The following is a 10,922-nucleotide window of genomic DNA, read 5'->3' on the forward strand; positions in this document are numbered from 1 at the left end:
ATTCTTATTTAGCAGTGCATATCTGATTGCTGAATTTCTGAGTAAGCTCTAATTATAAGCCACCGGCTTGACTGGAAATAGTTGACTGAAAATCTGGTGAATAATTTAAAGCTTCGAGCGCTAATTGTGAAACCGGGGTCTGCTTACTTATCAGGCTAATTTCCAGTGAATTCGACAACGCATTCAGAGGAGCTCCACCCTGATAACGGAAACGAATAGAAATCTGGTCGCCAGCGGATACCGAAAGTGGTTTGGGTAATGGAAGAATGATGTATTGAGTATGCCAATCGATGGTGCTGCCCGTAAGCATATTAATGGCCAGTATATTTTTAGTAATGAGCCGTAACGCATTGAGTTGACCATTCTGAGCAAGGGCGATCTCTCCATCCCAATGACAAGTTTGATCAAATGGTTCAGCATAAACCAGCAATTGAAATACTTTAGGGTCTGCGAGGCTTTTGCTTCTTTTCTGTATTGCGCAGGGATCTTGAAATAATATCGTGGGTGCGTTGAAACCTTCGAAATGGAAGTTTTGTTCTATCGGTTGGATAGCCTGAATACTAGCCTCTGGCACGAAGATAGGTAATGGGCCACCAAATTTTTTTAAGTAACGTTTTTTAAATGAGTCAATTACAGGCATCTGTTTTTCGCGTAATAAGCCCGTATGCAGCATTTCGCAGATAACGACATCGACAGGTTCCGGCGGCAAGTAATGCAGCGCATCAGCCTGGATCACCTCAACTTTGTCTCCGTTTGTGTTTTGCGCAAGAAGGCTGCGGGCAGCATCTGCCAGTTCCGGATTGCGTTCTACGCAAAAGACCTTCTGTGCTTTTTGAGCAGCAAAAAAGGATTGCACGCCAGTTCCGCCACCAAGCTCCAGAACCTTTGCGCCGGGTTTGACTACCAAATTAATCGCCTCTTTGAAGCCTTTCATTCGGATATTGTCGTTCAGCATATTATGATGGTAATGCAATGGAATGAATTGGCCGAGTTCCAAGCTCTCAAATTTATTTTGCATAAAGATTCCTGAATTTTAGCGTTATCGATTGATAATGAGTTGCCGGAAAATGATAGCAATGATCATGCCAATCTATTTCAAGCTATATGCTGACTGCAGAGGAGTCTTTTTATTTGTTTTTTTATATCGTTTAAACAGCAAGACCGGCAAATTTTGCCGTTTGCGATAGAGCTTTTGTTTCTGGAGAAATAGGAAAGCACGTGATTAATTGCGATTATTTAAAATTTCATATTCTCGAGAGTCACCAGAAAACAGGAAATAAGACTTGTAGTCGTGAGATTATATTTTGTTCAGTGTAATCTGGATTGTTAAAATGCTTTGTAGATAAGGGGGAAATATGCTATTTATTGTTCACTTTGAGAAAGAAAAATAACTTTACAATACGAATATATTAAGAAAAATAACTGAACTTATTTTTCTGTTACCTATATAAGCATTGACGATTGTAAATATAACTACAGAAATGATGAGAAAACTGATGAGAAATACAAAAAGTGAAGAAAATATCATTGCATGTTGGTCGCCATCAATCCAAAAAGGGTGATTTTATGTTGACTTTGAAACGCGATATTACTGCAGGGATGTATGTTCTTGGTGTATTTTTGTTGTTGCTAATTCTGTCAGGTTCTGCACTGGCTAATCCTCGTTATTCATCTATCGTCATTGATGCTGATACGGGTGCGGTGCTGCATGAATCCAGTGCTGATGCGAGTCGTTATCCGGCTTCTTTGACAAAAATGATGACGCTTTACATGCTGTTTGAAGCAATGGAACAACGCAAGATGACAGTGGATACGCGCATGCCAGTATCAACTCATGCAGCGGGAATGCCACAAACTAATATTGGACTCCGCGCAGGGGATAGCATTAGTGTGCGTGAAGCAATTCCTGCGTTGATAGTGCGTTCGGCCAACGATGTGGCGACAGTAGTCGCGGAGGCACTTGGCAAAACTGAAGCCAATTTTGGCCGTATGATGACCGATAAGGCACGTAAATTGGGTATGCGTGCAACCACATTCCGCAATGCTTCCGGATTACCTAATAGTGAGCAGAAAACTACAGCGCGAGATATGGTGACCCTCTCAACCCGGCTGATGAAGGACTTTCCTAAATATTATCATTATTTTTCCACACAATCATTCAGCTATAAAGGTATCACTTATAACAGTCACAATCGTATGGTGCGAAACACCGCAGGTGTGGATGGCTTGAAAACTGGTTTTATCCGCGCATCTGGATTTAATGTGGCCACTTCTGCCAGACGTGGCAATCGTCGTGTAGTTGCCGTGGTGATGGGAGGAAACACTGCCGCTACTCGCGATCAACACATGGCGCGGTTGATCGACCGCAGTTTTAATCAAGGAAACCACGTAACCCAGGTGGCGAAAAATAACAGAAATATCAGTGAGGTAGCGGTCACAGTCGCAAAAGTGAATGCGCCTACTCCTGCATTGAAGCCATACCCAGAGCAACAGAAAGTGCCTGAACCTATCGTTAAGCACTATGTTTTCCCACCGGTAGCCAGCGCACAACCGGCGCAACCACAGAAAGTTGCATTGCAGACGAATGGCGATTGGGCTGTGCAAGTTGGTTCTTATCATGAACCCGATCGAGCTCGTGCGCATGCTCAAGCGGTTGCTCGCTGGATACCCGGCGAAATAACGGTATCCGAAGTGGAAATCAGTAACCGCAGACTGTATCGGGCAAGACTAGTAGGATTGCAGGAAGAACAAGCGCGTAGCGCGTGCCAAAGTTTAACGCGACAAGGAATCGGATGCTTGGTGGTGCGATCCTAACCGGGTAGTAAATCGTAACTCTAATCAAATCAGTCGAAATGACAAGCTTAAATCAATCAGCGCATTAGTATCACCTTCTGTATTATTAGGAAGACTATTTTAAGTCTAGACCGTTATGAATGAGTCGTTAAGGATAATTGGTAACTTTCCTTCTACTTAATCATCCCATCTTCTAATTCGACCACTCGATCAGCAATATCCAGAATACGATAATCATGCGTTACCAACAAAATGGTAGTTTGTGATTCCTTGGCTAAGCACTTCAGGAGACTGACGGCTTCGTAACCGCTTTGCTTATCCAAGGAAGCTGTGGGTTCATCAGCCAAGATGATTTTAGGTTGTCCGACCAGTGCTCTGGCGATGGAAACGCGCTGTCGCTGCCCGCCGGAAAGCTGATCTGGTTTGTAATTCAGCCGATCGCCAAGTCCCACGGCGATCAGCATTTCTGCGGCTCGATCATATCTTTGCTGTTCAGTCATCGTGGTGTTAATCTCTAAGGTCATGCAGACGTTTTGCAACGCAGTAAGGGATTTAAGCAAATTATGCTGCTGGAAAATATAGCCAATCTGTTGGCGAGTTTTTACTTTAATCTGTTCATTGCTGTTAATAAACTGGTGCCCCAGCACCTTCACGCTACCGTGTAAAGCCTGACGTAGACCGCCGATAATGGTAAGAAAGGTTGTTTTGCCCGAACCGGAAGGCCCGGTTATCAGAACTATTTCACCTTCTTCAAGCGAAATTGTCACGTCCTTTAGCACCGGCTGCGTTAAAGTACCACTACCAAAACTAAAATTTAGATGATCAACTTCAATCACGTTTGACATCAGAACATGTCGGCTGGATCGGCGTCTTTTAACTTGCGTATGGCGAGTAACCCAGCCATAAAGCACATGGAAAGGATAAACATAAACACGGTGATGACTTTACTGATAAGCATCGGCATAGGCATGTACATTTGTGATTCCGCCAAGTTGTATAATCCCAGAGAAAGCAGATAACCGGGAATAAATCCCAACACCGCCAGAAAGGATGCTGAAGCAAATACCACACGGACAAAATAACCCTGTTCGTATCCCATGGCTTTCAATGTGGCGAATTCATTGCGATGATTGGCAATGTCGGTAAAAAGAATCTGATAAACAATGACCAAGCCAACGACCCAGCCCATAACGGTACCAAAACCAAAAATGAATCCTATCGGCGCCGTATTGGCCCAGTAATCCTTCTCGTGACGCAACAATTCTTCATAAGTAAACACATTGACGAATTCATTGAGATAGCTTTTAAGCTCGGCTTGTACATGTTCGACCGATGCTCCAGGATTTAGCCTAATCATTCCCATATCGATATCATCGAGATTTCTTCTGGGGAAAATACGCATGAAATTCAAGTCGCTGGTTACCACGTTACCATCGGCGGCAAAAGACACGCCCAGCTGGAACAATCCGATGATAGTGACTTTATAGTCATTGATTTCTGTCATATTCCGGCCCGCTTCCAGCAACTGACGGACCGGCCCGAATTCAGGGCGCGAGTATTCGTCGAATAGTACCGTATCTTTTAGTCTTAATTCGATATGCTTGTTTCTGGCCGAATCAACATTGAACATCAGGGAATCCGGATCAAAGCCATAGACCATCAAGGTTCGCTTAGCCTGAGTTTGAATATTTTTAAGCGGCGCGAGTCCCAAATACAAAGGATAAGCTTCAGCAACCGCAGGGTTTCCCAGTACACGCATAAGTTCACTGCGTTTAAATTGAATGGGGCGCCACATGGCTTCGCTTTGCTTGTGCATCAAAAACAAATCGCCATCCAGTTTTAATGGAGCAGAAGCTGCGCTGGCGTATAACGTATCTTTGAATCCCAGTTGCATGAACACCAGTACGCAAGCAAACAATACACCGCAAATAGCCGCTACCAGTTTAGTTCGATCAAAAACAAGCTGCCGCCAAGCCAGGCGTGCGGGAAAATACAGCCAGCCAAACCGGTTCACGGAGTTATCCGCACCTTAACTTGGCGAAAAATTTGGTGCCGTAAGTCAGCTGCCGCTTCCGGCTCTAAAGTAAGCCGCACTTCGATAATGCGATTGTCTCGATCTGCCAATGGGTCGGTATCGTTCAAATCATTCTTCCTGACTTGGAAACCCAGTTCCCTGACTCGTGCGCTGTAACTCCGCTTGAAACCGGTAGCAGTGATACATCCTTGCTGACCTATTTTCACTTGCAGCAACTCTGATTCATAGACTTCTGCAACCACATCAAGCTGGGATAAATCTGCCATTTCCAACAGTCCGTTATCACCGATTCGCTCACCAGGCCGGGTGAATATTTTCATAATCGTGCCAGTAATCGGTGCGTAGATCAACGTATTTTCCAGTTCTGCTTGAGCGACATTCAGTTCAGATTGCGCACGCGTAATTTCAGCCGACAATCGTTTAAGGTTCGCCGCAGATTGTTCAAATGCCAGTTGTTTAGCATCCGCAAGAGAGATACTGACCGCAGAGCTTAATTCAAGTGATTGATGACGCACATGTTCTCTTTTGTTGAAAGCTAATCTGATCTGCTCCAGATCTCGTTGCGCTTCGAATACCTTGATCCGCATTTTAGCTGCTTCAACTTCAGCTTTTCTCTTAACGTGTTCCGAGAGAATGGCTAATTTCTCTCCTGCTTTGGCTGAATTGGTTTCCTGAAAAAACAGTCGTTCCACACGTGTTCCTTCGGGTCCCGCATTATGAGACACTTTTATTACACGGGAATACGGTTCTATTCGGCCCAATGCACCAATTCCCTGTTGTGCATCTAACCGACAGGACATCTCACCAAATACGCTGGAGCACATAACAGCGAATATGCCCATGCTGAAAAGTGAAGAACTGGTTTTAGAGACCATGAATATTTCTCAGATAAAAATATTAGATGGTGATTTTCATTGGTTTTGCCATGCCGCATGTACATAGTCATAGAACATAGGCAGAATTGCTATTTTGGTAAGCATCTATTGTAGCTGATGCTAAGGCATATTTTCGTGGGTTAACTTTCTGCCTCAGAACAAAAATCGCATAGAATATGTTCTACTGAATGCTGCAATAGGGCATTCAGCTTTTCAGAAATATCAAATCCCAAACGCCATGCCCGAGTTTCAGCCCTCTTTGTTCGAACTTAGTCAGTGGCCGGTATTCCGGGCGTGGCGCATAATCAGTTGCGGTATTGATGAGCTGTGGTTCCTGGTTCAAAACGTGCAGAATTTGTACGGCGTAATCTTCCCAATCGGTGGCTACATGAATATAGCCTCCTGATTTCAAATGCGCACTTAGGCGGGAGACCAGAGCAGGCTGGATTAGTCTGCGCTTATGGTGCCTGGCTTTTGGCCAGGGATCGGGAAAAAAGATGTGAATGCCATCTAGGCATTCAGTCGTTAACATGTGTTGCAAAACTTCTACAGCATCATGTTGAATAATGCGCAAATTCGGTAATTCGAGTTGTTCGATTTGATTCAGCAGGCTACCTACACCAGGCGTATGCACTTCAATGCCGAGATAATCATTTTCAGGATGCGCCTGTGCAATTGTTGCGGTGCTTTCTCCCATGCCGAATCCAATTTCCAAAATTTTAGGCGATTGGCGGCCAAAAATATGATTCAGATTCAATAAATTTTCGCTGAATGGGATGCCATACCGCGGCAGCAATGTTTCACATGCCCGACGTTGTGCATTGGATAGGCGTCCTTGACGAAGAACAAAGCTGCGAATAGTTTGTTGCATAGGCTGATGGCTTGGCGGCAGCAGGCCCTAGATTAGCGGGGCTTGTTGCTTGCCGATCTTTTTGTGATTTTTTCTGTTTGAGCGATGATGCCTTCCGTGGGCGAGCTGGGGCTGGCGCTGTAGAGTTTCTTTGCCATGCGTCCGGCCAGATAAGCTTCACGTCCGGCTTCAACAGCTTTGCGCATGGCGGATGCCATTAATATCGGGTTTTGGGCTGCGGCAATGGCTGTGTTCATCAGTACGCCATCGCAACCCAGTTCCATCGCAATCGTGGCATCGGATGCTGTGCCGACACCCGCATCGACCAACACCGGGATTTTGGCATTGTCGATGATAATCTGCAGATTCCATGGATTCAGAATGCCCATGCCGGAGCCAATTAATGAAGCCAGCGGCATCACGGCGACGCAACCCATGTCTTCCAATTGTTTGGCAATGATCGGATCATCCGAGGTATACACCATCACTTGGAAATCTTCCTTGATCAGGATTTCTGCGGCTTTGAGAGTTTCCACCATGTTCGGATACAGTGTTTTCGGATCACCCAGAACCTCCAGCTTGACCAGGCTGTGACCATCCAGTAATTCACGCGCCAGACGCAGTGTACGCACTGCATCATCAAGGGTATAACAGCCCGCAGTGTTGGGTAATAAAGTGTATTGGGAGGGGGGCAGAACTTCCAGCAGATTCGGTTCGTTAGCATTTTGCCCGATATTCGTGCGTCGGATCGCGACCGTGATGATTTCTGCGCCGCTGGTTTCAACGGCTGCGCGTGTTTCGTTGAAGTCTTTGTATTTCCCCGTGCCGACCAGCAAGCGGGAAGTGTACGTTTTACCGGCAATAACTAAGTTATCCATGAAATTCTTTTTTTATCAAAGGTTATTTGTAAAAATGATGTCTAACCGCCACCGACAGCCACAACTACTTCCAACTGATCCCCATGAACCAGCAGTTGTTCCGAAAATTGGCTGCGTGGAATAATTTCGCCATTGCGCTCAATAGCAATGCGTTTATTGTGCAATGCAAGATGGTCGACTAGCTGCATTACGTTAATCGGTGATTCAAATTGTTGCGGTTGTCCATTAATGGTGAGTTGTATCATTGAAGATGAGCTGTGATTGATTAGTGTATTGAGCTGAAGTAATCGATTTTCTTGTTGGTATTAATTTTATCACGCAAGAATAAATAATCTGGGTAAATTATAGGTCTTACTTAATAGAATTTTCAGATGCGTTGTTTAAATTTTTCAAACATAAATCCCAATAGGGCGATCCTTCAAATCGCTTGATTAGAAATTCTACAAACGCTCTAACTCGCTGAGAAAGGTGGCGAGTTTGCGGATAAATAGCATAGGCGGCGAGTGATGAAGGTTTGTACTCAGTCAGTAGTGGTTTCAACGCACCGCTTTCAATTTCTCTATGCACGATAAATGTGGGCATTAGTATGATACCCAAGCCATCAACAGCGGCATCGCGAAGAAATTCACCATTGCTGGCTTTTAAGTAGGGCATTATTTTGGTTTTGATCAGCTGACCTTGGATATCGTACAAGTTCCAGTTTTCAAAATTACTGATCAAGTTGTAAACCAGACATCGGTGACTAATAAGTTCTTCCGGCGATTGTGGTTCACCCATGTGTTCGAGATAAGCCGGACTCGCGCACATAATGGCTTGAATAGGGGCAAGACGGCGCGCGATCAGACTGGAGTCTGATAAGCTGGCAATGCGAATAGCCAGATCAAAGCCTTCGGTCAATATATCGACCTGTCGATCATTAAAATCTAAATCAAATGTGATTTCCGGATGGGCTTGCATAAACTCGCTGATGGCAGGTCCCAAGTGCATCAACCCAAAACTCAGCGGCAGTGCGATTTTTAGGCTGCCTCTTAAAGCGCCGTGAAATTGCGAAGTGGCATGTTCGGCTTCGAGGATGTCGGCAAGTATACGCACGGATTGTTGATAAAAAGCACGCCCGCTATCGGTCAAATTCATTTGCCGCGTTGTGCGATGAAACAATTCCACGCCGAGGTGTTGTTCGAGCTCTTTCAAACGTCGACTAACCATTGATTTTGCCACATCCATGCGGTCTGCAGCAGCGCTAATGCTGCCGGCTTCAACAACGCGCACAAACGCATTCATATTTTCAAATCGATCCATTTTTAATTGATTGTTGCTGATATAGGAACAGTAATTTCTAATTATGGCTATTTATTCTTATTGCCGCAACGATGATAATGCTCCCTGAGCTATGACCTAACAATTTTTACCGAAAAGGAGAAAATAATGGATGCAATAGTGAATTCTTCACGAGTAATCCCAGCAGTGGCCGTGCCGGAAGGTGCCGGTGTTACCGTATACCGTACGATCGGCACTCCAGTGCTACGCGATTACGATCCGTTCCTGCTCCTGGATCATATTAGCAGTAATAATCCGGATGATTATAGTGCCGGATTTCCGGCTCATCCGCATCGCGGGTTCACTACATTTACGTATATTATTAATGGTCATATGGTACACCAGGATAGTATGGGCAATAGTGGTGACTTGGGACCCGGTACTGCTCAGTGGATGAAAGCTGCCAGTGGCGTTATTCATTCCGAAATGCCAAAGCAGGAAAATGGCTTATTGCGCGGATTTCAATTGTGGATCAACCTGCCCGCAGCCAACAAAATGGATCATCCTGAATATCAGGAATATTCCGCAGAAGCTTTTCCTGTCGTGCAGACTCCAGATTATACGTTGAAAGTTTTGATCGGCCGCTTTGCCGATACACAAGCGCCGATTATGGATAACCTCACCGAGGTGACTTATTTTGACGTACAAGTAAAACCTGGAAAGCGTTTTCAGCATCACTTGCCAACCGGCAATAATAGTTTGCTCTATGTATTTGAAGGAGACGGGAAACTCAATGAACAAATTGTACCGCTGCACTCCCTTGTTATTCTGGATCCTGATGACCATTCATTCAACTTTGCCGCGGGGAAAAAAGAGGCGCGATTGATCGTCATCAGCGGTAAACCGATTCATGAGCCGATTGCCCGATATGGCCCATTTGTGATGAATACCCGTGAGCAAATTGATCAGGCAATGCGAGATTTTCAAACGAATAATTTTGTGCGTGATCGTGCCTGGATCAAGCGCGATCAGTAAAATCATTAATCAATTATAAGGAGATACAAATGAATAGAATCAGTCAATTGGTTGCGCGAATATTCCTTGGGCAGATCTTTTTGATTTCTGGCCTTCTCAAGATCAGTGGATACGAAGGCACGCAAGGTTATATGGATGCGATGGGGGTACCGGGCATGTTATTGCCGCTGGTGATAGCTCTTGAAGTATTGGGTGGATTAGCCATTGTGCTGGGCTGGCAAACCAAGCTGGCATCGATGATATTGGCTGCGTTTACTCTCGTGGCTGCGGTAATTTTTCACAATAACATTTCCGATCAAATCCAGATGATCATGTTTATGAAGAACATTGCTATAACTGGCGGACTCATGTTGCTGGTGGTTCATGGCGCAGGTGCGTATAGTGTTGATAGTCGTCGAATTAAATCATAGATGATGGGCGCTATTTCAAAAAAGGGTTTTCGTGATCCACTAAGGTAGTTTTTTAGGAAGAAAGCGACTGCTAGGCTCTAATATGATGAATTTAAAGCCGCGCACTGACGAATTTGGTCTTACTGCATTGACGGTTAGTCAATGCAGTAATTACTTATTTAACGCTCATATTGTTCTCAACGGCGGTCACGCCACTAACCCTGCGTGTAATCTCAACTGCTCGGTCGATGTCGGCTTGGCTGCTGACTGAACCACTCAGATTAACAACACTTTTCGTAGTCTCGACACTGATTTCAAAGGTCTTTAGTGTGGGTTCATTAAAAATTTCCGCTTTGACTTTTGCTGTAATGACGGTGTCATCAATATATTCTCCGGCTTCACTTGCGGCTTCACCTGCATGAGCGGAGTTAGCGCTTAAGAAAAAAACCATCAGAATAGATAAAATAAAAGTCAAGAAGCGGTTGTTGAGTTGTGTCATGATAAAACTCTCCTAAATAAATTAACAAAGACAAATACCCCCAGGCATTTTAAATTCAAACGCTTTAATGGATATCCTAACTAAACGATTTCTTAAGCTTTTCTTAATTTTACTTAACAATCGTAGTTAAATTATTGCAGGAATTGTTTATTGTGAATGTGCGCTAGCCCACTTACTGACGTAGTTAAACCCAGCTCCCAATAATATTGTATTAATCATACTCCAATTTTGTACGGTGGCGCACAGACGATGATGATATTTAGTCAGTCCTGCAAAACGCTTGGAGACCCTATAAATATTGGAATTCATGC

General features: G+C 44.5%; 12 protein-coding genes. 3 read left to right on the forward strand and 9 right to left on the reverse strand.

The window, feature by feature from the left end; all coding sequences use genetic code 11:
* Positions 1 to 52 precede the first annotated feature (52 nt).
* Positions 53 to 1,018: a methyltransferase domain-containing protein gene (locus QZV86_RS12235; protein ID WP_295628562.1), complete on the reverse strand. Its 966-nt coding sequence runs from the start codon at positions 1,016 to 1,018 to the stop codon at positions 53 to 55.
* Between the two features lie 548 nt (positions 1,019 to 1,566).
* Between QZV86_RS12235 and QZV86_RS12240 the strand changes: the two genes are divergently transcribed.
* Positions 1,567 to 2,814 carry a D-alanyl-D-alanine carboxypeptidase gene (locus QZV86_RS12240; RefSeq protein ID WP_295628565.1) on the forward strand — a complete coding sequence of 416 codons (1,248 nt, stop codon included), beginning with the start codon at positions 1,567 to 1,569 and terminating at the stop codon, positions 2,812 to 2,814.
* A gap of 152 nt (positions 2,815 to 2,966) precedes the next feature.
* Here the strand turns inward: QZV86_RS12240 and QZV86_RS12245 are convergent, their stop codons facing one another.
* The 7 genes from QZV86_RS12245 to QZV86_RS12275 form a co-directional block, all read right to left on the reverse strand.
* The gene (locus tag QZV86_RS12245) at positions 2,967 to 3,638 is read right to left on the reverse strand and encodes an ATP-binding cassette domain-containing protein (protein ID WP_295628568.1); all 672 of its coding nucleotides are present in this window, start codon (positions 3,636 to 3,638) and stop codon (positions 2,967 to 2,969) included.
* Positions 3,638 to 4,807 (reverse strand): ABC transporter permease DevC, encoded by a 1,170-nt coding sequence (gene devC, locus QZV86_RS12250; protein WP_295628570.1) that lies wholly within the window; start codon positions 4,805 to 4,807, stop codon positions 3,638 to 3,640. Before devC ends, QZV86_RS12245 begins: the two co-directional genes overlap by 1 nt.
* Positions 4,804 to 5,703 (reverse strand): efflux RND transporter periplasmic adaptor subunit, encoded by a 900-nt coding sequence (locus QZV86_RS12255; RefSeq protein ID WP_295628573.1) that lies wholly within the window; start codon positions 5,701 to 5,703, stop codon positions 4,804 to 4,806. Before QZV86_RS12255 ends, devC begins: the two co-directional genes overlap by 4 nt.
* Positions 5,704 to 5,908: 205 nt before the next feature.
* On the reverse strand, positions 5,909 to 6,574 hold the full coding sequence (trmB, locus tag QZV86_RS12260; RefSeq protein WP_295628576.1) for a tRNA (guanosine(46)-N7)-methyltransferase TrmB: 666 nt from the start codon (positions 6,572 to 6,574) through the stop codon (positions 5,909 to 5,911).
* Between the two features lie 32 nt (positions 6,575 to 6,606).
* A complete protein-coding gene (locus tag QZV86_RS12265; RefSeq protein ID WP_295628579.1) occupies positions 6,607 to 7,431 on the reverse strand; it encodes a thiazole synthase in 825 nt (274 codons plus the stop codon).
* 41 nt (positions 7,432 to 7,472) lie between these two features.
* Positions 7,473 to 7,676 (reverse strand): sulfur carrier protein ThiS, encoded by a 204-nt coding sequence (gene thiS / locus QZV86_RS12270; protein ID WP_295628582.1) that lies wholly within the window; start codon positions 7,674 to 7,676, stop codon positions 7,473 to 7,475.
* Positions 7,677 to 7,782: 106 nt separating this feature from the next.
* Complete coding sequence (locus QZV86_RS12275; protein ID WP_295628585.1) at positions 7,783 to 8,730, reverse strand: LysR family transcriptional regulator; 948 nt, start codon at positions 8,728 to 8,730, stop codon at positions 7,783 to 7,785.
* 126 nt (positions 8,731 to 8,856) lie between these two features.
* Here QZV86_RS12275 and QZV86_RS12280 point away from each other — a divergent pair, with 126 nt between their 5' ends.
* Together QZV86_RS12280 and QZV86_RS12285 are read left to right on the forward strand one after the other, a co-directional pair.
* A complete protein-coding gene (locus QZV86_RS12280) occupies positions 8,857 to 9,723 on the forward strand; it encodes a pirin family protein (RefSeq protein WP_295628588.1) in 867 nt (288 codons plus the stop codon).
* A gap of 29 nt (positions 9,724 to 9,752) precedes the next feature.
* Positions 9,753 to 10,133, forward strand: coding sequence for a DoxX family protein (locus tag QZV86_RS12285; protein ID WP_295628591.1), 381 nt, complete (start codon positions 9,753 to 9,755; stop codon positions 10,131 to 10,133).
* Positions 10,134 to 10,287: 154 nt separating this feature from the next.
* Here the strand turns inward: QZV86_RS12285 and QZV86_RS12290 are convergent, their stop codons facing one another.
* On the reverse strand, positions 10,288 to 10,611 hold the full coding sequence (locus QZV86_RS12290; RefSeq protein ID WP_295628594.1) for a BON domain-containing protein: 324 nt from the start codon (positions 10,609 to 10,611) through the stop codon (positions 10,288 to 10,290).
* Positions 10,612 to 10,922 lie beyond the last annotated feature (311 nt).

It is taken from the genome of uncultured Nitrosomonas sp., assembly GCF_902826915.1.
Lineage (GTDB): Bacteria > Pseudomonadota > Gammaproteobacteria > Burkholderiales > Nitrosomonadaceae > Nitrosomonas.